Annotated in this window: 17 protein-coding genes and 1 pseudogene; 10 read left to right on the top strand and 8 right to left on the bottom strand. The window is 42.6% G+C overall.

All coding sequences use genetic code 11. From position 1 onward, the window contains the following. Positions 1–3: 3 nt before the first annotated feature. On the bottom strand, positions 4–1,131 hold the full coding sequence (locus DWX84_RS07845) for a hypothetical protein (RefSeq protein ID WP_005859806.1): 1,128 nt from the start codon (positions 1,129–1,131) through the stop codon (positions 4–6). A gap of 138 nt (positions 1,132–1,269) precedes the next feature. On the opposite strand from DWX84_RS07845, the gene DWX84_RS07840 reads away from it, so the two are divergent. Next, positions 1,270–2,178 carry an SMP-30/gluconolactonase/LRE family protein gene (locus DWX84_RS07840; RefSeq protein ID WP_005859808.1) on the top strand — a complete coding sequence of 303 codons (909 nt, stop codon included), beginning with the start codon at positions 1,270–1,272 and terminating at the stop codon, positions 2,176–2,178. 138 nt (positions 2,179–2,316) lie between these two features. Further along, on the top strand, positions 2,317–4,503 hold the full coding sequence (rnr, locus tag DWX84_RS07835; protein ID WP_008779123.1) for a ribonuclease R: 2,187 nt from the start codon (positions 2,317–2,319) through the stop codon (positions 4,501–4,503). A gap of 103 nt (positions 4,504–4,606) precedes the next feature. Here rnr and DWX84_RS07830 read toward each other — a convergent pair whose 3' ends face one another. From DWX84_RS07830 to DWX84_RS07805, 6 genes and pseudogenes are all read right to left on the bottom strand, one after another. Beyond that, positions 4,607–4,819, bottom strand: coding sequence for an immunity 17 family protein (locus tag DWX84_RS07830; RefSeq protein WP_005859813.1), 213 nt, complete (start codon positions 4,817–4,819; stop codon positions 4,607–4,609). Positions 4,820–4,823: 4 nt separating this feature from the next. Then, positions 4,824–5,243, bottom strand: coding sequence for a tRNA (adenosine(37)-N6)-threonylcarbamoyltransferase complex ATPase subunit type 1 TsaE (gene tsaE, locus DWX84_RS07825; RefSeq protein ID WP_048927062.1), 420 nt, complete (start codon positions 5,241–5,243; stop codon positions 4,824–4,826). 10 nt (positions 5,244–5,253) lie between these two features. Then, positions 5,254–5,592 carry a DUF86 domain-containing protein gene (locus tag DWX84_RS07820; protein ID WP_036617273.1) on the bottom strand — a complete coding sequence of 113 codons (339 nt, stop codon included), beginning with the start codon at positions 5,590–5,592 and terminating at the stop codon, positions 5,254–5,256. After that, positions 5,561–5,896, bottom strand: a complete 336-nt coding sequence (locus DWX84_RS07815) for a nucleotidyltransferase family protein (protein ID WP_036617276.1) — start codon at positions 5,894–5,896, stop codon at positions 5,561–5,563. The genes DWX84_RS07820 and DWX84_RS07815 overlap by 32 nt, the downstream gene beginning before the upstream one ends. A gap of 57 nt (positions 5,897–5,953) precedes the next feature. After that, positions 5,954–7,504 (bottom strand): PglZ domain-containing protein, encoded by a 1,551-nt coding sequence (locus tag DWX84_RS07810; RefSeq protein WP_122377470.1) that lies wholly within the window; start codon positions 7,502–7,504, stop codon positions 5,954–5,956. A gap of 393 nt (positions 7,505–7,897) precedes the next feature. Then, positions 7,898–8,290: pseudogene (locus tag DWX84_RS07805) on the bottom strand (PD-(D/E)XK nuclease domain-containing protein); the annotation flags it as partial. A gap of 207 nt (positions 8,291–8,497) precedes the next feature. Here DWX84_RS07805 and DWX84_RS07800 point away from each other — a divergent pair. The 7 genes from DWX84_RS07800 to DWX84_RS07770 all read left to right on the top strand — a co-directional run bounded on the left by DWX84_RS07800 (position 8,498) and on the right by DWX84_RS07770 (position 20,698). Beyond that, entirely contained in the window at positions 8,498–9,043 is a 546-nt protein-coding gene (locus DWX84_RS07800) for an RNA polymerase sigma-70 factor (protein ID WP_122377469.1), read from the top strand. A 75-nt stretch (positions 9,044–9,118) separates the two neighbouring features. After that, entirely contained in the window at positions 9,119–10,048 is a 930-nt protein-coding gene (locus tag DWX84_RS07795) for a FecR domain-containing protein (RefSeq protein WP_122377468.1), read from the top strand. A gap of 161 nt (positions 10,049–10,209) precedes the next feature. After that, complete coding sequence (locus DWX84_RS07790) at positions 10,210–13,443, top strand: TonB-dependent receptor (RefSeq protein ID WP_122377478.1); 3,234 nt, start codon at positions 10,210–10,212, stop codon at positions 13,441–13,443. 13 nt (positions 13,444–13,456) lie between these two features. After that, a complete protein-coding gene (locus DWX84_RS07785; protein WP_122377467.1) occupies positions 13,457–15,070 on the top strand; it encodes a RagB/SusD family nutrient uptake outer membrane protein in 1,614 nt (537 codons plus the stop codon). Positions 15,071–15,133: 63 nt separating this feature from the next. Further along, positions 15,134–16,681, top strand: coding sequence for a glycosyl hydrolase family 65 protein (locus DWX84_RS07780; RefSeq protein ID WP_122377466.1), 1,548 nt, complete (start codon positions 15,134–15,136; stop codon positions 16,679–16,681). Between the two features lie 87 nt (positions 16,682–16,768). Next, positions 16,769–18,622 carry a glycoside hydrolase family 127 protein gene (locus tag DWX84_RS07775; RefSeq protein WP_122377465.1) on the top strand — a complete coding sequence of 618 codons (1,854 nt, stop codon included), beginning with the start codon at positions 16,769–16,771 and terminating at the stop codon, positions 18,620–18,622. A gap of 24 nt (positions 18,623–18,646) precedes the next feature. Beyond that, positions 18,647–20,698 carry a beta-L-arabinofuranosidase domain-containing protein gene (locus DWX84_RS07770; RefSeq protein WP_122377464.1) on the top strand — a complete coding sequence of 684 codons (2,052 nt, stop codon included), beginning with the start codon at positions 18,647–18,649 and terminating at the stop codon, positions 20,696–20,698. A gap of 87 nt (positions 20,699–20,785) precedes the next feature. Here the strand turns inward: DWX84_RS07770 and DWX84_RS07765 are convergent, their stop codons facing one another. After that, positions 20,786–22,285, bottom strand: coding sequence for a potassium/proton antiporter (locus DWX84_RS07765; protein ID WP_122377463.1), 1,500 nt, complete (start codon positions 22,283–22,285; stop codon positions 20,786–20,788). A 220-nt stretch (positions 22,286–22,505) separates the two neighbouring features. On the opposite strand from DWX84_RS07765, the gene DWX84_RS07760 reads away from it, so the two are divergent. Then, positions 22,506–25,166 carry a transglutaminase domain-containing protein gene (locus DWX84_RS07760; protein WP_232054473.1) on the top strand — a complete coding sequence of 887 codons (2,661 nt, stop codon included), beginning with the start codon at positions 22,506–22,508 and terminating at the stop codon, positions 25,164–25,166. Positions 25,167–25,209 lie beyond the last annotated feature (43 nt).

Genomic DNA, 25,209 nt, shown 5'->3' with positions numbered 1-25,209 from the left:
CTCTTATAACTTTTTAATATACGCTCTTCTTGATTTATGATGCTCTCGCTTGAAATAATCCCATTGCGCTTGTACGGCGCTATTCGTTTCCAGCTCCGGGTTACTCTCGGCGTAAACGGCACCGATACGCTTATAGACCGGAATCAAGTCATTAAATAATAAAGCGTTCACGCCTTTACTTTGATATTCCGGCAAGACTCCTGTCAAATACAGGTCGATTACTTTCGGTTTGCTCTTCAACGCTTTCAGCAAATGAATCCACCCGAAGGGTAACATATGCCCACGAGCCTTTTGCAAGGCTCTCGAAAGGTTGGGCAGGGAGATGCCAAAGCCAACCACCGCATTATCCTCTTCCCTTACGATCAGCGTTACCAAATCATAACGCAGCATAGGGATATACATATTGATATAATAATCGATCTGCTTCTCGGTCAATTGCGCGAAACCATACAAGGGAGCGAAAGCCGCATTCAATGTATGGAATACCGGACGGGCGTAAGGCATAATCTCCTTAGCGTTCTTGAACTTCAGCACCTTCAATCCGTATTTCTTCTTCACGATCTCGCCGATACGCAAATGCTTCTCGGGAACGCCATCCGGTATATAGATCTTAAATTCATGCCAATCTTGATCCTTTCCGTATCCGATACGCTCCACTTGCTTGGGGTAATAGGGATAATTATAAATTGTAGCCATCGTACCGATCTGATCGAAACCCTCGATCAACATACCCTCGTGATCCATATCGGTAAAGCCCATCGGACCGTGGATCTCCTCCATGCCTTGTTCGCGGGCCCATTTCTCGACAGCACCGAAAAGGGCATCAACCACCTCGTCATCATCAATAAAATCTACGAAACCAAAGCGGGCACGTTTCTGTCCCCAAGCCTCGTTACTCGGGCGATTCACCATACCGGCGATACGGCCTACCACCTTCCCGTCCTTATAGGCAAGGAAGTAAATAGCGTCGCACACCTCGAACGCCGGATTTTTCTTCTTATCCAGCGTCATCATCTCTTCCTCTATTAAACCCGGTACGTGATAGGGATTACCCTTGTATAATTCGATATTGAACTTGACAAACTTCTTAAGCTCCTTCTTACTGGTAACTTCTCTTATCTCTACGCTCATCGGTAATTTTATTTAAGCGGCAAAGTTACATAAATAATCTTTTATCATGGCATTATAAAACAAATTTATACCTTTGTAAACTCAGATTCATAGCATACCATGAAAAAAATAGTTATTAAATTAATATTGGCATTTATCATGTTTGAAGGAACCTCTTGTATAAACGATCCTATTATAATCAGCCCCGATCTGGCGTTCCGGGCGGAAGCTACTACAGGGGAGGGATCGATTTGGCATCCCGATCGCAATACACTTTTCTGGGTAGATATTGAAGGAAAGACGTTATATGAGTATATACCGGACTTGCAAAACTGCCGTTCATGGCAGTTCGACCGCATGGTCTCTACCGTCGTACCGGAAACGGACAGTACGGTAGTCGTCGCTTTACAAAACGAGATCATACGTGTAAACCTAACGGATGGGAACACGACATCTATCGCCCCAATCCCGGACAATAACGGGAAGATTCGTTGCAACGATGGGAAATGCGACCCGTCCGGACGCTTATGGATCGGCACCATGGGATTTGGCGCACCTAAAGGGGCTGCCAGCCTTTATTGCGTATGGGCAGACGGAACCGTCGAAACAAAGTTGACAAAAGTCACGATCTCCAATGGGATCGTATGGTCCGCCAATAAGAAATACATGTATTACAACGACACACCTACCCGTAAGATCATACGTTTCCGGTATGACGATAGCTCCGGTGACATATTGTACGATGGCGTAGCCGTAAATATACCCGAGGGCACCGGCTCCCCGGATGGAATGACGATAGATTGCAACGACAACCTTTGGGTGGCTCAATGGGGAGGTGGCGGTGTTTATTGTTACAATCCCTATACCGGCGATCTGTTGACAAAAATTGTCGTGCCGGCCCCCCACGTAGCGTCATGCGCTTTTGGAGGGGATAAGCTCGACACGCTTTATATAACGACCGCCCGTGCCGGATTGAGTGAGGAACAGCTTGAGGAATATCCACTAAGCGGTAGCGTATTCTGTTGCAAGCCCGGAGCGAAAGGGGTGCCGGCGAATTGTTTCCATTAAGAATCTGCGAGCTTAATAAATCTAATTAACACAATTGTCAACCAAATATCAATTTAAATTGTTTCCTTTGTAGACATGGCGTGCAGAAGACGAGGCGTACCCCGTCTTCACAAAAACAAATGCAAATAATTATACAGAATGGCAAAGAATAGACCAGCAAAAAAAGATAACAATAAGGAGAAAAAAGGAAAAAAGGACAAGGGTGTTGGTAAACGTATGAAAAAAGAAGCGATGATCCAAGCCATCATTTCCGTTTTCCAATCCTCTCCCAAGGAACCTTTCAACTATAAACAAATCAGCAAGATCATCGGAGTCGAGAACCAAGTGCAGAAATTGCAGGTGGTAGACATCCTGTATGACTTGTCCGCCGAGGATATCATCACTGAGATCGACCGTGGCCGTTACCGTCTCAACGGATTGGGCACCCTAGCCGTAGGAACTTTCGCACGCCGTAGCAATGGAAAGAATTCTTTCATCCCCGAAGACGGAGGTACGCCGGTATTTATCGCCGAACGTAATTCCGGGCATGCCATGGATGGCGACAAGGTGAAAGTACAGCTTTTCGCCAAACGTAAAGGTGCCGAGCCGGAAGGTGAGGTCGTGGAAATCCTTGAGAGCAAGGAGCGTACTTTCGTAGGTAAACTTCAAGTAGCTAAAGGCTTTGCCTTCTTGATTACGGAAAACAAGACGTTGGCTAACGATATTTTCATCCCTAAGGATAAACTGAAAGGGGGCAAGAACGGCGACAAAGCGATCGTACGTATCGTGGAATGGCCGGATGAAGCCAAGAATCCACTGGGTGAGGTCATCGATATATTAGGTATCGCCGGACAGAATACCGCCGAGATGCACGCGATCCTTGCCGAATTCGGATTGCCTTACAAATATCCTTCCTCGGTAGAGAAAGCGGCGGATAAGATCCCGGAAGCGATCTCTCCGGAGGAAATTGAGAACCGGGAGGATTTCCGGGGGATAACAACCTTCACGATCGACCCGAAGGACGCGAAAGACTTCGACGACGCCCTTTCCGCACGCCGTTTGGATAACGGGAACTGGGAGGTTGGCGTACATATCGCCGACGTAACACATTATGTGAAAACGGACGGTGTCATCGATAAAGAGGCACAAAGCCGTGCGACTTCCGTTTATCTGGTAGACCGTACGATACCGATGCTTCCCGAGCGACTTTGCAACCAAATATGCTCTTTACGTCCCGACGAGGAAAAATTATGCTTCTCCGCTGTCTTCGAACTAAATAGCGATGCCGTGGTACAAAACTCCCGGATCTGCCGCACGATCATCAAGAGCGACCGCCGCTTTACCTATGAGGAGGCACAAGAAGTGATCGAAACCGGCGAGGGAGATTATAAAGAGGAGATTCTAGCCTTGAACGATCTTGCCAAGAAATTGCGGGAACGCCGTTTCAAGAGTGGCGCTATCAACTTCGACCGCTATGAGGTTAAATTCGAGATCGACGAACAAGGGAAACCGGTCCGTGTTTATTTCAAGGTCTCAAAAGACGCTAATAAGTTAATCGAGGAGTTCATGCTATTGGCAAACCGTACCGTAGCCGAGTTCGTGGGCCGTCCTCCTAAAGGAAAGACTAAGAAGACATTTGTTTATCGTATCCATGAGCTTCCGGACCCAGATAAAATGGAGAATTTCGCCTCTTTTATCCGTCGCTTCGGCTATAAGTTGAAAACAGACGGCACGAAGACGGATGTCTCCAAGGGAATCAACTCCTTATTAGACAATGTACAAGGAAAGCCGGAAGAGAACTTGATCGAGACAGTGGCGATCCGTGCCATGCAAAAGGCCCGTTACTCCACGGAGAATATCGGTCACTATGGCTTGGCTTTCGAATACTATACACATTTCACCTCTCCTATCCGCCGTTATCCGGATATGATGGTACACCGATTGCTGGAACGTTATCTAGCCGGTGGCCGTAGCGTTATACAAAAGAAGTATGAGGATTTATGCGATCATTGTTCCAGCATGGAGCAAGTCGCCGCCAACGCAGAGCGTGCATCCATCAAATATAAGCAAGTAGAATTCATGCAGGATAAGCTCGGCATGGTATTCGACGGCGTTATCTCCGGTGTCACCGAATGGGGGCTTTACGTAGAACTGAACGAGAATAAATGCGAGGGGCTTGTACCAATCCGTGATCTGGATGATGATTACTATGAGTTTGATGAGAAGAATTATTGTTTATTGGGCCGTCGCAAGAAACGTCAATATCGTTTGGGAGACCCTATCACTATCAAAGTAGCGCAAGCGAATCTGGAACGTAAGCAACTCGATTTCCAATTAGCGGAATAAGGCTTTTTTCAAAGTAAGTATAACTTCATCAGACAACGAAGTTATACTTACTTAGGCATTTTGATTATACTTACTAGGACAAGTAAGTATAATTTACTTTTTATCACCAATACATAAGTCCCAGCGCCCCACAAGCGATCAGCCCGATTCCCAACAACGCATAGAAGATACGTGCGCCGCCACGACCGAACCAGTTCACGAAAGTCATCGCCCCGCTGGTTTTAAAGTACCAATCAAAATTACAGATCGCCGCTACGATTGAGAACAATCCCAAAGCGATAAACAAGGATAAGATAAAGTATTCGGAAGGATCCATAGACTTACTTAACCTCTACAGTACGTGAACCGTCCGGATTCTCCGAGATCGTGACATTTACCACATCTCCGGGTAACAACTCATCTATTTTCTCCGGCCATTCAATAAAACATAAAGCTCCGCTATAGAAATAGTCTTCCGTTCCAATATCTTCGGCCTCACTCAATTTATTGATCCGGTAAAAATCAAAATGATAAATCAATTCTCCCGTCGTATCGCTACGGTACTCATTGATAATAGCGAATGTGGGGCTGTTGATCACATCCTCCACACCCAATTCCTCACAGATCGCCTTGATAAAGGTAGTCTTACCGGCCCCCATCGGACCATAGAAGGCAAAGACCGTACGATCATCCATCCCGGCGATAAACTCCTTAGCCGCCTCATGGATCTTATCCAAACTTTCTATTTTTATCGTGCTCATCTTATCTAACTTAACAATTTTCCAATAATGTTTTCACTTCACTTTTTAACGCCGGTAAATGATTAACGACTATCGCCCAAACCAATGTGTCATCCAAACTATCATAAGCATGTATAATCCGATTACGGAAACCAACAATTTGCCGCGTATTATTCAGCGATATACGTTCCGGTTGTTTGTCATATTGATTTAAAGCCTCACCTATAATAGCCAATTGCCTTTCCACCGCACTCTGCGTCTTTAGATCCATTGTATATTCTGTATAAGATCTAGTATTTGCGGTAAACGACTCGATCAAGCTTATCGCCCTCATCATGTCAGACAAATACTTCTTTTCTTTTATTGTCATACAATAGAATTTTTGTTTTATCGATATTCTCCAAAAGAAATGGATTTTTTAAACTTTTCCGAGTAAGCAGATCTACTTTTCTTTGAAAAAAATCTTCTAACTTATCCCATAAAGAAAGTAATTTTTCTCCTTTTTCTAAAGGATCCATATCCTCCATCTCTACCAACAAGTCAATATCACTCCTCTGTGGATTGAATTGCTCTGTCACTGAAGATCCAAACGCATACAACGATTTTATCCCATGATTCTTACATATATCAGAGAACAAGGAAAGATTCTTACGTATTTCATTATGGATAAACATACTTCTTTTTTCGCAAAATTAAACAAAACCTACCATCCACGAACAAAAAAACGATATTTATTTCGGTTCCATCGTAATAAACGGCACCAACATCTCCTCCATCGAGATTCCTCCGTGCTGGAATGTATTTTTATAATAGGATACGTAGTAGTTATAATTATTCGGATAAGCGAAGAAATTCTCTCCGTAGGCGAAAATATACTTACTGCTTAGATTCGGGGAGGGAAGCCCTACTTTTTCCGGGTCCCGGATCTCAAATACCTCTTTTGGATTGTAGTTCAAGTTCTTGCCTACCTTATAGCGTAGATTGGTATTCGTATTCTTATCACCTATCACCTTGATCGGATTCGTTACCCGAATCGTTCCATGATCGGTCGTAACGATTACTTTTCCTCCCCGCTCGGCGATTCGTTTGAACAACTCAAGCGTAGAAGAGTGCTGGAACCATGATTTAGTCAAGCTGCGATAGGCCGCCTCGCTTTGCGCCAACTCACGGATCATCTTGCTCTCCGTACGAGCATGCGAAAGCATATCCACGAAGTTTAGCACAATCACATTCAATTGATTACGAGTAAGAGAAGGGATCGTACCCAACAATTTCTCTCCATATTGGGAATCGTGTACTTTATTATATGAGAAGGTATATTTCTTACGGAACCGATCGATCTGGGTTTGAATCAGTGGAGCCTCATTCAAATTCTTACCTTCCTCGCTCTCCTCATCCACCCACAAATCCGGAAACATCTGCTCTATTTGCGAGGGCATCAAGCCCGAGAATATGGAGTTGCGGGCATATTGCGTGGCGGTTGGCAGTATGCTATAATACAAGCTCTCGTCAAACGTAAAATACTCAGTAAGCAATTCTTTTACCACCCGCCATTGATCCAGCCGGAAATTATCGATCAATATAAAGAAAACCTTCTCGTCATTATCCAACATTGGGAAGACTTTCTTCTTAAACAGGTCGGGGCTCATCAACGGGCGATCGACCGGATTCTGTATCCAGTCCACATAATTCTTCTTCACGAATTTGGCAAAAGCGTTATTGGCCTCTTCCTTCTGCATACGGAGCATATCTGTCATTGCCACTTGGCTGCTTTCCAGTTCCAGTTCCCAGTACACCAGTTTCTTATAGACCTCCATCCAGTCGTCAGTGGTCAAGGAATCATTGATTTGCATACCGATACGACCGAATTCCTGCTGATAACCCACCGTGGTCGTCTCGGAGATAATCACGTTCTTATGGACATTCTTCTTGATAGAGAGAAGCAATTGGTTTGGATTTACCGGTTTGATCAAATAATCCGCGATCTTATTTCCGATCGCCTGATTCATGATACTTTCCTCCTCACTTTTAGTCACCATCACGACCGGCACATTCGGAGCGATCTCCTTGATATGCGACAGCGTCTCCAACCCTGTCAAGCCGGGCATATTCTCATCGAGAAAAATAATATCAAACGATTGTTCCCTACAGCAGTCAATGGCGTCTTGCCCGCTCACCACCGGAACCACCTCATATCCCTTGTCCTGCAAGAACAAGATATGCGGTTTCAACAAATCAATCTCGTCATCCGCCCAAAGTACTCTGTCTTTCTTCGCTGCCATATGCTTACCTAGTTTATTTACAAAAATATCGATAATCCTTCATATAACAACGGATTATAGAGATGTTTCGTATATAGGATGATTTTTAACATATCAAGAAGCCAATATCTCACCATTCTGGGAATGGCAGAGAGACTGGCTCAAAAAACTTTTACTTTTCATCAAAACACGTACGTGAATTTCCAAAAACATGTACGTGTTTGGAGTAAAGCATGCACATGTTTATAAAAAGCTATTTATCAACGAATTAAACAAGCAGTTTCAAATAAGACTTATTGTTAATTATCGAAGTGTTAAGTGAATGACTTACGGCTTGTCAAGCCACAAGCTTACGAGTTAGGAAGTGATAAGTTATTCATTCGGGAAACTTTATTCTAGTGGTTTAGCGCAGGTCTAAACAATCTCCCAACAACCCAGATTCCGATCCTCTTTACTAAAGGAAACACCTATTTTCACCAGTTCACGCCCATCAGCCTCATAAGGCAGCAGATAACCTTTCTCGTCAATCTGCCTCAAGGCATCTTTCACGGAACCGTCCAGCTTGAACTCAAAAACATAAATATAATCTTTCGTCTTTACTACCGCATCCGCACGTCCCTTCGCACCGCGCACCTTCGCATCACAGAATTGTCCCATCAATTTAAACACCAGATAAAACACTACTTGATAATGACGCTCCGTTTTAGCCTTTAACTCATAAGGGAAATCAGCGAAAAAGGCTTTTAAACGAGTGAGGAAGGCATCCACATCTCCAGATCTCAATTCCCGAACAAACTTCCCGATATAAGAAAGACGAGGCTTCCGCCTCCACACCATCAATTAAAGTCCGAAGATCGTAGTTCCGCATTCCTATATCCATAAGACCTAATGATTTAATGCTTTTCACAAAGATATCCATTTTTCACCGCTCAATCTGTTCTTAACATCTTTTTTAGCCCAATACTGTTTTTCTATCCAAAAATTTCTACATTTGTCATCCAATCTACATTGAAAATGAAAGGAGATGATTTCAATAGTATCTATGAACGAAATTACCGACGGTCATTTCTGTTTACAAAATCATATGTACACGACGATATGGCGGCAGAAGATATCGTGGCAGAATCTCTCGTGAAATATTGGAGATTATCCCTATCACAAGAGGCAGAGACCTCAGAAGCTCTTCTGCTAACTATATTAAAAAACAAAGCCTTAGATTATTTACGACATAAAGTAATCCACGAATCCGCCATTGAAAACATCATGGAACTTAATGATCGTGAACTCAATATTCGTATATCGACACTTGAAGCATGTGATCCAGAAGAAATATTCTCTCACGAAATACAAACCATCATACACAATACACTACAATCATTGCCCGAGCAAACCCGCCGGATATTCGAGATGAGTCGTTTCGAGAATAAAACCGTGAAAGAAATAGCGGAAGAGACCAACATTACTGCAAAAGGAGTAGAATATCATATAACTAAGGCATTAAAGGTATTACGTATCAACCTAAAAGATTACCTGCCCTTATTTTATTTTCTTTTTTCTTAATTTTTTTCGCTTTTCCACTAGGGATCTACATCATTGTATCGTTTTTATAATACAAAGCGAAATTAATAGATATTCATGGAGCAATTACTACAACGATATATAAGAGGTGAGGTTTCCGAAGAAGAGAGACTGAAAGTAGCGTCATGGTTGGACGAAAGCGCGGAGAATATGCGTGAATTTCTAGCTTTGCGCAAATTATATGATCTCTCACTTTGGCAAAGTGATACAAACGAGAAATATTCCGTTAGAAAGAGACATTTCTCAATACAAAAAATAACTATCGAGCTCTTAAAGATCGCAGCCATCTTTTTGGTTGGTTTTTGGGGTAGTAAACAACTATTGACACAACAACCAGACAAGGCACAAATGCAAACTATTCATGTACCAGCCGGACAACGGGCAGAGGTCACCTTGGCCGATGGTACACATGTATGGTTGAACTCTCGCTCAACCCTAAGATTTCCTGAACAATTCAGCACGAACGCCCGAAACGTGGAATTAGACGGCGAAGGTTACTTCTCCGTCCAGCACAATGAAGAAAGTCCATTTATCGTGCAAACCCCAAAGTACGCAATCCAAGTGTTGGGGACAGAGTTTAACGTGAAAGCCTATCACAACAGCCCATTGTTTGAGACAGCTCTTATAAAAGGAAGTGTAGAAATAACCTCACCAGATTTATCACAACATCTTCGTCTAAAGCCTGATGAGATCGCCGTAGCCAATAATGGAAGACTAGAAACATCTCACATCTCTGATTATAATTATTTTAAGTGGAAAGAGGGGCTATTTTGTTTTGAAGATGAATCGATCCAAGATCTAATAGATAAACTGCAACTTTATTACGATATCCAGATAGACGTACAACGCCCAGCCCTACTCCAGTATCGTTACTCCGGTAAGTTTAGGATTAAGGATGGAGTCGAACATGTGCTAAAAGTACTTCAATTAAAACATAAGTTTACTTATACGAAGAATGAGGAAGAGAATTTGATTATAATAAAATAAACACATTTATTCACTACTTAAATCAATATGCCTATGAAACAGAAAAGTCGATAAATTCAATCGGTATGAAAAACCGGGAAATGTTGCAGCATCTCCCGGCAGAAGTCAGCACCGAATTATCCTTAAATTATTTAGTACTAACATTAAAACATCACAAATGTATGGAAAATAAAATATTTCGAGTCATGAAGTTAGCCTTAACAACACTATTTATTTTTACTACCGGATTATTAGCTTCTGTTCGCTCACAAAATATGCGTATAGACTTTATACTAAATAACGCTAAAACGTACAATATTCTGGAGGAGATTGAAAAACAGACAGACTATCTTTTCATTTACAACGTTGAAGAAGTGGATCTTGAACGAAGAATCTCAATTACAGCCTCCAACCAAACTGTAACGGAGATTTTGTCCAATATCTTCAAGAATACAGACACGATCTATAAAATAGAAGGGAAGAACATCTTTCTGATGAGAAAAGAGGTAAATAGAGATTCATCTCCCCAACAAAGTAAAAAAGGAATTACAGGAACTGTAATTGATAAAAATGGAGAACCTATCATAGGAGCCAACGTTCTTATAAAAGGGACCTCTATCGGAACCATTACAGACTTTAATGGAAAATATACACTGGAAGTTCCAGAAAACGCTACTATCCAAATTTCATACATCGGGTATTTGAGTCAAGATATCAATGTAAACGGCAAGAAAGAAATAACTGTTCGTTTAGCGGAAGATACACAAAGTTTAGATGAAGTAGTCGTTGTTGGCTATGGTACTCAAAAAAAAGGAGAAGTCGCGAGTGCAATCTCTTCTATCAAATCCGAAAATTTCATCAAAACACCGTCTACCGACCCAGCCCAACTTATTAAAGGACAAGTACCGGGTTTAAGCATCATCACACCAGACGCAAATCCAACATCTACATCCGAAATTTCTCTTAGGGGAATCACAACCCTAAAAGCCAGCGCAAGCCCACTCGTTTTGATTGATGGTATTCCAGGAGACTTAAATTCAGTTTCACCTGATGACATTCAACAAATAGACGTATTAAAAGACGGCTCTGCCGCAGCGATCTACGGAACACGTGGAACAAATGGCGTAATTCTGATCACGACTAAAAACACCTTAGGAGAAATGCCAACAGAGGTGGACGTGAACGCATATATATCCACACAACAAATAATAAAAAGACTGCCTTTTATGAATGCGGACGAATACCGTCAACGAGTTAAAGAAGGAGTAGCCGGGGCTCAAGACGATGGTGCTACAACCGACTGGCTAGACCAAGTAACCCGTACCCCATTTACTCAAATTTACAACATCAGCTTACGAGGTGGTAGTCGTACAACAAATTATGTAGCTAGTTTTGAATATAGGGGGTTAAATGGATTAATCAAGCGAACCAACAACCAGATGTATTATCCCCGTATTGAAATTACACATCGTATGTTCAACAATAAATTAAAATTAAACGCTAGTTTAAGCGGATATAAACAAAGTTATTTCTCTGGCTCGGATGGAGGAAGTTATAACAGCGAGGTTTACAGGAATGCTCTGATATACAATCCAACAACACCTGTCTATAATGCAGAGGGAAAATATTCGGAAAGTACCAAAAACGAATATTATAATCCTGTCGCTATGCTAAATGAGGTTGAAGGAGAAAATCAAGCTACAAATTTGAGGATGTTTGGAAATATCACTTACACTCCAATAGAAGGCTTGGACATTAAATATCTCGTTTCTTCCAACACTTATAATCAAACACGAGGTTATTACGAGACGCAAAACCATAAATCTACATGGAGAGATGGGAAAAATGGTTACGCATCTCGCGGAACAACACGAAAAGCGCAAGATCTATCAGAGCTAACAGTTCAATGGAGGAAAACACTACTAGAAGACCATTCATTCACGCTATTGGCCGGTTATAGTTGGCAAAAGGATACATATCAAAATTATTATATGCAAAACTATGATTTTCCATCTGACGATTACACATACAATAATATGGAAACCGGACAAGCCTTAAAAGATGGCAAAGCCACGGAATTCTCAGAAGCAAACGAAAGTAGGCTGATTGGTTATTTCGGCCGTTTAAACTACAGTTACAAGGGTAAATACATGCTAGCTGCCAGTATTCGTCACGAAGGATCCACCAAATTTGGCGCAGATCATAAATGGGGAAATTTCCCCTCCGTATCCGGTGCATGGAATATTAAAGGCGAGAATTTCCTAAAAGATATAGAAGAACTATCCACCTTAAAATTACGTGCAGGTTTCGGTATAACCGGTACAGTTCCCGATGATCCCTATATGTCCTTAAACACATTGGATTTCGGCACATATGTATATTACAATGGGTTATATATAAAAACCATCCGCCCAGATTCTAACGCTAATCCAGATTTAAGATGGGAGAAAAAGAAAGAGGTTAACATTGGTATAGATTTCGGATTTCTGGATGATCGTATCAGCGGTAATATTGACTATTATAATCGTAAAACAGAGGATCTGCTATGGGATTATACCGTACCATCTCCACCTTATCTCTATTCTAGTATGGTGGCAAACGCAGGTTCTATGAGAAATTCAGGTATCGAGGTTGGTATAACCGCAATACCCATACAAACCAAAGATTTTCAATGGACAACCTCGACCAACTACTCAACAAATAAAAACAAGCTATTATCACTATCTAATGATCAGTTTATATCTAGTGGTTACTCAGATAAAGGTTCCACCGGAGAACCATTACAAACCACTACACATCGCATTCAAGAAGGTGAACCAATAGGTAATTTTTGGGGATACAAAACAATTGATATTGACGATAATGGACATTGGATCATAGAGGGAGCAGATGGTAACCCTAAACCAATCTCCGAGCAACAACCAACAGATAAACAGGTCATCGGAAACGGCTTACCTAAGCACTACCTTAATTGGAACAATTCTATCAATTGGAAAGGTTTCGATTTTTCAGTAACTATGCGTGGAGCTTTCGGATTTGATATCTTGAATATGCCACGCTTACAATATGGGGCTCCTGTCATGCTAGCAAGGGGTAATGTACTAAACGAGGCATTCGACACAAAATTTGGCAACTCTCCTTTGGCGATAGATCAGGAACTTCAATATGTAAGCTACTACATCGAAAAAGGTAACTACTGGAAAATAGATAATATAACCCTCGGTTATACATTCAATTTCAATACATGGATTAAACGGTTAAGGATATATGGGACAGTCTCTAACTTAGCCACCATCACTGGATATTCAGGAATCGATCCTGAGGTCAGTTTAAGTGGTTTGACTCCTGGCGTAGATAACAAAAACCGTTACCCGTCTACCCGAACTTACACATTTGGTATTTCTGTTAAATTTTAAATCGCAATAAATCATGAATACTTATATAAAAATTCTATTAGGCACTTGCTGCTCTTTTAGCATACTTTCTTGCAGCAACAATCTGGATGAGACCGTATATTCGAAAGTAACAGAACAAACATACAATTATACAGTAGATGATTTCACTCCTTCTATAGCGAGTGTATATAGTTATTTACGTAGCCAATCAGATCATTGGGGATACTTTTGCGCACAAGAAGTAAGCGCAGACGCAATCGTTATGCCACCTAATGCCTCTGGTTGGGATGATGGTGGCGCATACCGCCGTATGCATTATCAAACCTGGAACTCAGAGCAAGACCATGTGAAAAATATATGGTCATGGTTCTATCAAGGGGCTTTACTATGTAACAAAATTATCGAACAAATTGAAACAGGGGTAATACCCACACCCTCCGACACAGAAAAAACACAAGGATTAGCAGAGCTTCGGGCTATGCGAGCTTACTACTATTGGCAAATATGTGACAATTTCGGGGACGCTCCTCTTGTAACAACAACTGCGATGGATTTACCTGCCAAAAATACACGCAGAGAAATTTTCGACTTTGTTGAAAACGAACTTATAGAGGTAATACCTGATTTAAGCGAAGAAGTAGGAGGCAATTATTACGGGCGAATGACGAAATGGGCAGCCAAAGCTCTATTAGCCAACTTATATCTAAACGCACAAGTTTACGTAAACGAAGCACGCTGGAATGACTGTATAACCCAATGTGATGATATTATAAACAGCGGGAAATTCACTTTAGCTGAAAATTACAAAGATCCTTTTAGGACCCAGGGTGTCGAAAGCTGTAAAGAAATCATTTTTACAATCCCTTACGACGAGAATTTCGCTACGGGAAACAGTATATTTATGTTTTCTTGGCACGGTGAACTAAAAAAGAAATACAATACGATTGATACACCTTGGGGATGTGGATCTGCCATGGGAGTTACTCAATTCATAGACACTTACAATGAAAAAGATTCACGTTTAGCCGATACTTGGCTTATGGGGCAACAATTGGCCGCTGATGGTACTCCTTTATACGGAACTTATGATAAAATGGGAGAACCCCTGATCTACACGAAGGATATTCCTAGCGGTAATTATACCAGTGAGTTGGAAGGCTACAGAATGAATAAATTTGAGGTCGCTGAAAATTCATATTCCAGTTCAAACACAGACATTCCTGTATTCAGATATGCGGAAATTATGATGATGAAAGCCGAATGCTTGTTACGTACAGGAAAATCCGGGGCTGGTACTTTGGTTACTCAAGTGCGCCAAAGGGCGTTTAAAGATAATCCTGAATTAGCGACAGTAACAGACTCCCAATTAGCGGGAAATACTTGCTATCAATATGGTTATGTGGAAGATTATAAAATCGTAGATAGAGGAAACACTGATCCAGTCCAATTCGGAAGGATGTATGATGAGCTGGGTTGGGAATTTGCTTGGGAAATGCATCGCCGCAGAGATGCCATTCGTTTTGGTATATATACGACAAAGAGCTGGTTATCTCACAAGCCTGAGGGGGATTATCGTTCAGTATTCCCTATTCCGGAAACAGTATTGACCTCAAATCCAAACCTAGAGCAGAATCCTAATTATTTATAAACAAACATAATGTCCAACCTAGGTGCCCTTCTTTTAGAAGGACACCTACAATAAAACCATTATATGAGCAGGAGTCATACACACATTTTCTATTTACTTATTGGACTTTGTTTTTCTGTAAATATTCAAGGGCAGATTTTAGATCGTCATTTATCTGATTTATATGCGGATAAATTCAACCAGCAAGATAAGGAAATATACATACAGTCCATATCGAACAAACAAGCTAAAGATTTTCTCGCCGAAAACATTCCTTTTTTCGAATGTCCCGATAAAGATATCGAAGAGATTTATTATTTCCGATGGTGGACTTATAGAAAACATATAAAAGAAACACCAGAGGGATTTATAATAACAGAATTTCTGCCTGATGTTTCTTGGGCTGGGAAATATAACGGAATTTGTTGTCCAGCTTGGTTTCATTTCAGGGAAGGGAGATGGCTACATGAACAGCGTTACTTGAATGATTATGCCTATTACTGGTTAAGGGGTGGAGGTGATGTTCGATCCTATAGTTTTCCTATAGCGAATGCAATCTACCAATATTTTTTAGTCACAGGGAACGACTCTATATTAAAAAAGTTATATCCTGAGCTGGTCTCTAACTTCAACGGATGGGAAAAAGAGAAATTTAATTCCGAAACCGGTCTTTTCTGGCAAACAGACAACCGTGACGGCATGGAAATTTCTATCGGAGGAAGTGGCTATAGGGCTACCATTAACTCATATATGGCAGCAGAAGCAAATACTCTTTCTTGGGTCGCTCAGAAAAAGAATGATCCTCAAGGTTCCTATTTTCACGAGAAAGCAGAGGCTATCCGTAACAAAATGTTTGATTTACTATGGGACGAACAGGCTTCTTTTATAAAAGTACTGCCTATGGATAGCAAAGCAATATTACGCGATGTCAGGGAATTGCATGGTTACACGCCTTGGAGTTTTGATCTAGCAAATCATTCTTATGCTATCGCATGGAAATTTCTAATGGACAAAAACCATTTTTTTGCTCCATATGGTCCTACAACCGCAGAACAATGTCATCCCAAATTCAAAGTTGTCTATGAAGGGCACGAATGCCAATGGAATGGTCCGTCTTGGCCTTTCGCCACAGCCATGACATTGACAGGGTTAGCGAATTTACTGAACGATCAAGAACAAAACTATATATCCAAAGACGATTTTTGGACATTACTGAAAATATATACAAAAAGCCAACATCTCACACTCGATAATGGTAATGTCATTCCTTGGATCGACGAGAACCTAAATCCTTTTACGGGAGATTGGATATCCAGAACCATGTTGAAAAATCACCAACCTAAAGAGAGAGGCAGAAACTACAACCACTCCTCTTTTTGTGATTTAGTCATAAGTGGGCTGGTAGGAATTCGTCCGCAAAGCGAAGACGTTCTTATCGTCAATCCTTTGATACCAGAAGATAAATGGGACTATTTTTGCCTAGATCATATAATGTATCATCATAAAAAAATATGTATTCTATATGATAAAACAGGAAAAAAATATAGTAACGGGAAAGGATTCTTTATCTTCGTCGACGGAAAAAGAGTAGCATCAGCAGATGCTTTGACAAAAATGGTTTGTAAACTTTAAACTTTTTATTATAAATCAGACCTACTAACATCAATAGGTCTGATTTATAAAAGCATTGATTAGATTATAACTTTAAATCTCAAAAAAATGAAACAGTTCGTATTATTATCTTTGACATGTCTAACATTATGGGGATGTAAACAAGCTCCCCATAAAGAAGCTCCTTTCAAAATGATTGACCAAGTGGACTTCTCACAAGTTCATATACAAGATAATTTCTGGTCTCCCAGGTTAAAGAAACATATATCGACCACTTTGCCTGTTTGTATTGATCAGATCGAGAACCAGACAGGGCGCATCCGCAATTTTGAGAATGCGGCAAAAAGGGAAGGGGAACATTCCGGTATTTTCTTTGATGATTCTGATGTATACAAAGCGTTGGAAGGCATGGCATACAGTTTGATCAACAATCCAAATCCAGAGTTGGAGAAAAAAGCGGATGAATGGATCGATAAATTCGCCGCCGCCCAACTACCGGATGGATATATTAATACGTATTACACATTGACCGCCCCGGAAAAACGATGGACTAATATGGACAAGCATGAAATGTATTGTGCCGGACACATGATAGAGGCAGGAGTGGCCTATTATAAAGCTACCGGAAAACGAAAACTACTAGATGTTTGTATACGAATGACCGATCACATGATGAGTATCTTTGGACCGGGAAAACGAGATTGGGTTCCCGGACATGAGGAAATTGAGTTAGCCCTTGTCAAACTATATCAAACCACAGGAGAGCAAAAATACCTAGATTTCGCTGATTGGCTGATCGAGGAACGAGGACACGGGCATGGCTCGAAAGGTGGGGAAGGTGAATGGGATCCATTCTACTACCAAGATGACAAACCTGTACGTGAGATGAGTGATATCGCTGGTCATGCCGTTCGTTGCATGTACTTGTATTGTGGTATGGCGGATGTGGCAGCGTTAAAGCAAGATTCTGGATATATCGAATCTTTGAATCGGTTATGGGATGATGTCGTACTCCGAAATATGTACATTACCGGGGGGATCGGCTCCTCACGCCATAACGAAGGTTTCACAGAAGACTATGACCTGCCAAACCTAGATGCTTATTGTGAGACTTGCGCTTCGGTTGGAATGGTATTGTGGAATCAACGAATGAATCAATTTACTGGTGACTCCAAGTATATTGATGTCCTCGAACGATCCATGTACAATGGAGCTTTAGCCGGTATATCGCTGGAAGGAGATCGTTTTTTCTATGTTAATCCTTTGGAATCTAAAGGAGACCATCACCGTCAAGCATGGTATGGTTGCGCTTGTTGCCCAAGCCAAATATCTCGCTTCCTTCCATCTATCGGTAATTATATTTACGGAACCTCCAATGAGGCGATCTGGGTAAATCTGTACATAGGTAATTCTACTGAGATAAACACAGACAACACAAATGTCACGTTGAGACAAGAGACCAATTATCCTTGGGATGGAACTGTAAAACTAACTGTAACTCCTTCTAATCCGTTGAAAAAAGAGATACGTTTACGTATCCCTGGTTGGTGTGAGCAATATACCTTATCGGTAAACGGGCAACTAGTAAAAGTTCCAACAGAGAAAGGATACGCCGTATTAAATAAAGAGTGGAAACAAGGAGACGTAATCTCCTTATCAATGGAGATGTCAGTCAAATTGATAACCGCAGACCCTAGAGTTAAGCAAAACATCGGTAAGCGTGCCATACAAAGAGGGCCTCTCGTATATTGCATGGAAGAGGTAGATAACCCTCAAGATTTTGATAACCTAAAAATCGCGGCGAACACCTCTTTTAATGCCCAGTTTAATCCGAAATTATTAAATGGGATCACAACCATAAAGGCCACTACGAATGAGTTGGCAATCACTTTGATCCCTTATTATACATGGGATAACCGGAAAGCGGGGAAAATGAAAGTATGGATTGATTATAACGAATAATATAAACTACTAATTTACTAACTTATGAAACTTCTTCCTAAAATATTAGCATTATCGCTCGCTATGGTCGTTACCACTTCCGTAGCGGCCAATCAGCTTGCTAATGAAAAAACAGCTATCTCTGTTAATTACAAGAACAACCGTTATCCGTTGCTACAGAAACCTTACATAGAATTACCGATCGGTTCTATCCGGCCTACCGGCTGGATGCAGGAGCAATTAGTACGGATGAAGAACGGCATGACTGGAAACTTGGATCAAGTATACGAGAAAGTCATGGGCCCTCGTAATGGTTGGCTAGGTGGTGATGGTGACGTATGGGAACGTGGCCCTTATTGGATAGACGGTCTTCTTCCACTAGCCTATATACTCAATGATCAAGCGCTTATCGATAAGGTAAAGCCATGGGTCGAATGGACCTTGGCTTCCCAAAAGCCCAACGGCTATTTCGGACCGGATACAGACCGGAGTTACGAACCGGGATTACAACGGGACAATTCCCGGGATTGGTGGCCTAAGATGGTGATGATGAAAGTAATGCAACAATATTACTCAGCCACAGGCGATACACGGGTCATTGATTTCTTTACTCGATATTTTAAATACCAATTAGCCGAGTTGCCTCAAAACCCACTAGGTAAATGGACCTTTTGGGGAGAGCAAAGAGGGGGTGATAATTTAATGATCGTCTATTGGCTATATAATATCACAGGCGACAAGTTCTTATTGGATTTAGGAGAGTTGATTCATAAGCAGACGTTTAACTGGACGGATATCTTCTTAAATCAAGATCATCTATCCCGCCAACTCAGTTTGCACTGTGTCAATCTGGCGCAAGGCTTCAAGGAACCGGTTGTTTATTATCAACAGAATCAAGATCCGAAACAGATATGCGCCGTTAAGAAAGCGGTAAAGGATATACATAATACGATCGGTCTCCCGACCGGGCTTTGGGGTGGCGACGAACTACTTCGTTTCGGTGAGCCGACTACCGGTTCCGAATTATGTACCGCCGTGGAGATGATGTTCTCATTGGAAGAGATGCTGGAAATTACAGGGGATGTTCAATGGGCCGATTATCTGGAGCGAGTGGCCTACAACGCATTGCCGACTCAAGTGACAGATGATTACTCTGCCCGCCAATATTATCAGCAAACCAACCAAGTAGCCGTTACTCGTGAGTGGCGTAATTTCTCCACGCCACACGATGATACGGATATCTTATTCGGAGAACTTACGGGTTATCCTTGTTGTACCTCAAACTTACATCAAGGCTGGCCTAAATTAGTTCAAAACCTTTGGTACGCTACGGCGGATAATGGTATAGCCGCTCTTGTATACGCACCTTCGAGTGTCAAAGCTAAGGTAGCCAACGGAGTGACCGTGCAAATCGAGGAAGAGACCGCTTATCCGTTTGACGAGACTCTGCATTTTAAATTCGCTTTCGAGGATAAAAAAATAAAGAGAGCCTTCTTCCCTTTCCATATTCGCATCCCGGCATGGTGTAATCAGCCGGTGATCAAACTGAACGGAGAGAATGTCGTCGTGGATGCATATCCCGGGGAGATCGCCCGTATCAACCGGGAATGGAAACAAGGTGATGTCCTAACCGTTGAACTCCCAATGCAAGTAGCGGCCAGCCGTTGGTACGGAGGCAGTGCGGTAATCGAACGGGGGCCATTGGTTTATGCCTTGAAGATGAACGAGAAATGGGAGAAGAAGACATTTGAAGGAGAGAAGGCGGCTCAATACGGTAGCTGGTATTATCAAGTGACTTCAGATTCCCCTTGGAACTATGCGCTTACACATAAATCCTTGGAACCAGACCAAATCAACGACAACTTTGTCGTAGAGAAAACGAAAGTGACTACCGACTATCCTTGGAACGTAGAGAATGCCCCGATTACAATCAAGGCGAAAGGCAAACGTCTTAATGGGTGGTCTTTATATAGAGGTTCCTCTGGTTCTATCTCGTATTTTACCCAGCAAGGCAATGATATGGGCGACGAAGAAAGCATCGAGTTAATCCCTTATGGCTGTACCACTTTACGTATAACTGAATTTCCGGTACGGTAAAAATAATGTACCAATATGCCAATGCTTATTCTACACAAATAGTATCTGCATTGGCATATTGGCACATTCCCCCATTGGCACATTATTTCAATTTTTCTTCATCGTATAATCCTTCACCCCCAAGGAATCATACGCCTGCAAAAGCGCCTCGTCATTATCGGAGATCATTAACAACTTATCATTCTCCTTTAATTCCGTATTTCCTTTCGGGATAAAATAGCGGCCTTCCCGTTTCACCATTACCGCCAAGGTATGATCGGGTAAAGTCAGCTGCATCAATTTATTTCCATGGGATAATACCGCCGGGGTAATATCGATCTCGCTCATTGCGCTCTTGATCTCCTCGGGAAGCTCGATGCCAAACTCATCCTTTCGTTCCGGCTCATCCACCATATCCAGCCATTTAGCGGCTTGGGTAACCGTGGTTCCTTGGATCAGCAAAGAAAGAATCGTGATAAAGAATACGATATTAAAGAACATACTAGCATGCTCGATCCCGGCGATCATCGGGTAAGTAGCGAAAATAATAGGAACCGCCCCGCGTAATCCCACCCATGAGATATACAGTTTACCTTTGAAGGAGAAATTCTTATAAGGTATCAAACAAAGGAACACGCTAATCGGACGGGCGATCAAGATCATAAAGACTCCCACCATAACACCTACACCCGTCACCGGTAATAACTCATGCGGGTTCACTAGCAAGCCTAACGTAAGGAACATCACGATCTGCCACAACCAAGCGAAACCGTCAAAAAACGTCCCCATACTTTTCTTGTGAACAATCTTAGCGTTACCAACCACCAAACCAGCGATATAAACCGCTAAATAGCCATTACCTTTACATAAGGTCGTAGCGGCGAAGGTGAAGAAAGCCGTAGCCAATAAAAGGATCGGATACAAAGACTCGTTATCTATATCGATCTTATTGATAATCAACACAGCCAGTCTCCCCAATAAGAAACCGGCGATAGCTCCCACCGATAATTGAATGACCAAGGATAGCCCGGCCTCCCAAATATTCATACCTCCGCTTTGTATGTAAGCGATCAGAAGCAAGGTAAGCATATAAGCCATCGGGTCATTACTACCACTCTCCAGCTCCAAGGTAGGACGCAGACGCTCTTTCAAATAAACCCCTTTACTGCGCAAGATGGAGAAAACCGAGGCTGAGTCCGTAGAGGACATGACCGCCGCCAGCAATAAAGATTCCGGGAAAGTCAACGTAACATATTTGCCAAATAAACCAAATAACCAATAGATAAACCCGCCCGTGATAAAAGTCGTGGCCAGCACCCCGAGCGTAGCCAATACCACACCTTGCGAGGCGATAGGTTTGACCTCCGCAACTTTCGTATCCATACCACCCGAGAACAAGATGATACTCAACGCCAACATGCCGATAAACTGGGCCACATTCGGATCGCTGAACTGGATGCCCAGACCATCGCTGCCAAACAACATTCCCACACCAAGGAACAACAACAAAGCGGGTAAGCCGAAACGATAACCGGCCTTACCGGCGAATATACTTAAAAACAGGATCACAGAAGCTATTAATAGCACTTGCTCAGGATTTTGAAACATACGCAAAACGGGTTTTATGATTAGTGATTTGATACTTTGTTACAAAGTTCGTAAACTTTTTGTAATTATAATCACACAAAAAGAAGAAATCCGGTCCCAAATTTACAGGAAGACCAGATTTATTCTTTCTATAGAAAAACAAATCTTTCTTACAAATTGTTCGAGAATTTTTCTATCTCGCATAGAATCATTACTTTTGGCAAACATACATATCCGCTTTATGAACAAAAAACATCTATTTACGCTGTTGTTCACATTACTCGTATGGACGAGCTGTAACAACCAACAACATTTTATTACCGACGCCGCTTACCGAGCTGAGGTCGAGAACGATTTCCAAGCGAAACAGGCCGCTCTGCCTAACGGAGACCTTTTCGCAGTATTTAACGATCAAATGACTCCCGAAGAGAGGGAGGCGTTAACCTTCATGTACGCCTATATGCCGATTGGAGACATCACGGACTATAGTGGCGATTTCTATTTGAAAAACATCCGTTCCTCTTTCCAAGCACGGAATGAGATGCCTTGGGGCGATAGCATCCCAGAGGATATCTTCCGCCATTTCGTATTGCCGGTACGAATCAACAATGAGAATCTGGATGAAAGCCGCATGGTTTTCTTTGATGAGTTGAAAGACCGGGTGAAGGGTCTCTCGTTGTACGACGCCGTACTGGAAGTGAATCACTGGTGTCATGAGAAGGTTATCTATACTCCTTCCGATGGGCGCACAAGTTCCCCTTTGGCATCCGTAAAGACCGCTTACGGTCGTTGCGGTGAGGAGTCTACCTTCACGGTAGCCGCTTTACGTTCCGTGGGTATCCCCGCACGTCAGGTATATACGCCTCGCTGGGCGCATACGGATGATAACCACGCATGGGTAGAAGCTTGGGTGAATGGTAAATGGTATTTCCTCGGCGCTTGCGAGCCCGAACCGGTATTGAATCTGGGTTGGTTCAACGGCCCTGCTTACCGGGGTATGTTGATGCATACGAAAGTATTCGGTAAATACAATGGCCCGGAGGATGTCATGGAACGTACCGATGGGTATACCGAGATCAACGTGATCGATAATTACGCGCCTTCGGCTAAAGCTGTTATCACGGTTACGGATGCCAATGGCAAGCCGGTAAAGGACGCTTTGGTAGAATTCAAGATTTATAACTATGCCGAGTTTAACAGTGTAGCCCGCAAGAAGACGGACGCGGATGGCAAATGCTCATTATCCGCCGGAAAAGGGGATATGTTGGTATGGGCCAGCAAGGACGGCAAATTCGGCTACAGCAAGGTCTCTTTCGGCAAAGACGGAGAGGTTACGATCGCCTTGAACAAAAAACCGGGAGATGTGGAGACGATCGCCCTAGATATCATACCACCGGTGGATGGCTCTATCCCAGCGGAAGTTACACCGGAGCAAAAGGAAGCGAACGCCAAACGTTTATTGGAGGAAGACGCTATCCGTAATAAATATGTAGCCACTTTCTATACGGAAGAGAAAGCGGAGGCTTTAGCGAAAGAATTGGGTATCGACCCGATGAAGACGGAGGATTTCATGATTGGTAGCCGTGGTAACTGGATGGAGATCGAGAAGTTCTTACGGGAGACTCCCGCCGAGAAGCGTGCGCAGGCGATGGCATTATTGGATGTCGTGTCCGCTAAGGATCTACGTGATACACCAGCGTCTGTCTTCGCAGATCATTTGAATAATACGCCGGCCGTTCAAAGCGAATGGTTCAATGAATATATCATGAATCCTCGTGTGGCCAATGAGTTCCTGACTCCTTATAAGAGTTTCTTCGCCGCGAATATTGAGCCTTCCCTTGCGAAACAAGCCGTAGAGAATCCACAGGCATTGGTGGATTGGGTGAAGAATAACGTCTCCATTAACGACGCACTAAACGCGCAACGTATTCCGATCATGCCGATGGGTGTCTGGAAATCTCGTATCGCTGATAAGGGCTCCCGTAATATCTTCTTCGTGGCCGTGGCTCGTAGCTTAGGTATTCCGGCACGTATCGAGCCGGTAGCCCGCAAGATCCAGTACTTCAAGGACAACGCTTGGGTAGACGTCGATTTCGAGGCTGCCGTACAGACGACCGCTAAACAAGGCAAGGTAATCGCTTCTTACCAACCGATCAAGGCGCTGCAGGACCCGAAATATTACAGTCACTTCACGATCGCCAAGGTTTTGCCGAACGGTACTTTACAGACCTTGAATTTCGAGAGAGGCGGTAATGTGGATATGGGCTTGGGAGATACTTGGAGCGGATTACTGAAGAAACCGTTATCCATGGATGAAGGTAATTATATGTTAGTGACCGGTACTCGTATGGCAAACGGTAGCGTATTGGCCGAGATCGAGTTTTTCAATGTGGAGGCAGACAAGACCACCCCGATCCAATTGGAGATGCGCGAAAGCAAGGACGAGATACAGGTGATCGGTAATTTCAACTCCGAGAATAAATTCAAACGTGCGGACAACGGCGAGGAAACTAGCTTGCTAGCTACTACCGGACGTGGCTACTATATCGTAGCGCTTCTAGGCTCCCGCCAAGAACCGACAAACCATGCGATGCGTGATATCGCCGCCGTGAAGAAGGAACTAGAAGATTGGGGACGAGGCATCGTGCTTCTCTTCCCTGACGAGAAGGGCTATAAGAACTTCGATCCGAAAGAGTTCGGCGATTTACCGGGCACGATCACATACGGTCTGGATATCGACGGGGCGATCCAAAAGGAGATGGCTACAGCGATGAAATTGCAAAACGCCAATACCTTGCCGATCTTCTTGATCGCCGATACGTTCAACCGTGTCGTATTTGTCTCTCAAGGCTATACAATTGGCTTGGGCGAGCAGTTAATGAAAGTCATACATAAGCTATAACGAACTCACAAAAAAGTAAAGGAGTTATCTACAACTATAAGGA

It is taken from the genome of Parabacteroides sp. AF21-43, from assembly GCF_003635435.1.
Classification (GTDB): domain Bacteria; phylum Bacteroidota; class Bacteroidia; order Bacteroidales; family Tannerellaceae; genus Parabacteroides; species Parabacteroides distasonis.
Note: the sequence above shows the minus strand (reverse complement) of the source record. Positions and strands in the feature narration are given on the sequence as shown.

What these genes read in the sequence shown, in the direction of transcription:
- DWX84_RS07845 (WP_005859806.1), bottom strand. Translation starts at nt 1,131, where the DNA reads ATGAGCGTAGAGATAAGAGAAGTTACCAGTAAGAAGGAGCTTAAGAAG.
- DWX84_RS07840 (WP_005859808.1), top strand. Translation starts at nt 1,270, where the DNA reads ATGTTTGAAGGAACCTCTTGTATAAACGATCCTATTATAATCAGCCCC.
- rnr (WP_008779123.1), top strand. Translation starts at nt 2,317, where the DNA reads ATGGCAAAGAATAGACCAGCAAAAAAAGATAACAATAAGGAGAAAAAA.
- DWX84_RS07830 (WP_005859813.1), bottom strand. Translation starts at nt 4,819, where the DNA reads ATGGATCCTTCCGAATACTTTATCTTATCCTTGTTTATCGCTTTGGGA.
- tsaE (WP_048927062.1), bottom strand. Translation starts at nt 5,243, where the DNA reads ATGAGCACGATAAAAATAGAAAGTTTGGATAAGATCCATGAGGCGGCT.
- DWX84_RS07820 (WP_036617273.1), bottom strand. Translation starts at nt 5,592, where the DNA reads ATGACAATAAAAGAAAAGAAGTATTTGTCTGACATGATGAGGGCGATA.
- DWX84_RS07815 (WP_036617276.1), bottom strand. Translation starts at nt 5,896, where the DNA reads ATGTTTATCCATAATGAAATACGTAAGAATCTTTCCTTGTTCTCTGAT.
- DWX84_RS07810 (WP_122377470.1), bottom strand. Translation starts at nt 7,504, where the DNA reads ATGGCAGCGAAGAAAGACAGAGTACTTTGGGCGGATGACGAGATTGAT.
- DWX84_RS07800 (WP_122377469.1), top strand. Translation starts at nt 8,498, where the DNA reads ATGAAAGGAGATGATTTCAATAGTATCTATGAACGAAATTACCGACGG.
- DWX84_RS07795 (WP_122377468.1), top strand. Translation starts at nt 9,119, where the DNA reads ATGGAGCAATTACTACAACGATATATAAGAGGTGAGGTTTCCGAAGAA.
- DWX84_RS07790 (WP_122377478.1), top strand. Translation starts at nt 10,210, where the DNA reads ATGGAAAATAAAATATTTCGAGTCATGAAGTTAGCCTTAACAACACTA.
- DWX84_RS07785 (WP_122377467.1), top strand. Translation starts at nt 13,457, where the DNA reads ATGAATACTTATATAAAAATTCTATTAGGCACTTGCTGCTCTTTTAGC.
- DWX84_RS07780 (WP_122377466.1), top strand. Translation starts at nt 15,134, where the DNA reads ATGAGCAGGAGTCATACACACATTTTCTATTTACTTATTGGACTTTGT.
- DWX84_RS07775 (WP_122377465.1), top strand. Translation starts at nt 16,769, where the DNA reads ATGAAACAGTTCGTATTATTATCTTTGACATGTCTAACATTATGGGGA.
- DWX84_RS07770 (WP_122377464.1), top strand. Translation starts at nt 18,647, where the DNA reads ATGAAACTTCTTCCTAAAATATTAGCATTATCGCTCGCTATGGTCGTT.
- DWX84_RS07765 (WP_122377463.1), bottom strand. Translation starts at nt 22,285, where the DNA reads ATGTTTCAAAATCCTGAGCAAGTGCTATTAATAGCTTCTGTGATCCTG.
- DWX84_RS07760 (WP_232054473.1), top strand. Translation starts at nt 22,506, where the DNA reads ATGAACAAAAAACATCTATTTACGCTGTTGTTCACATTACTCGTATGG.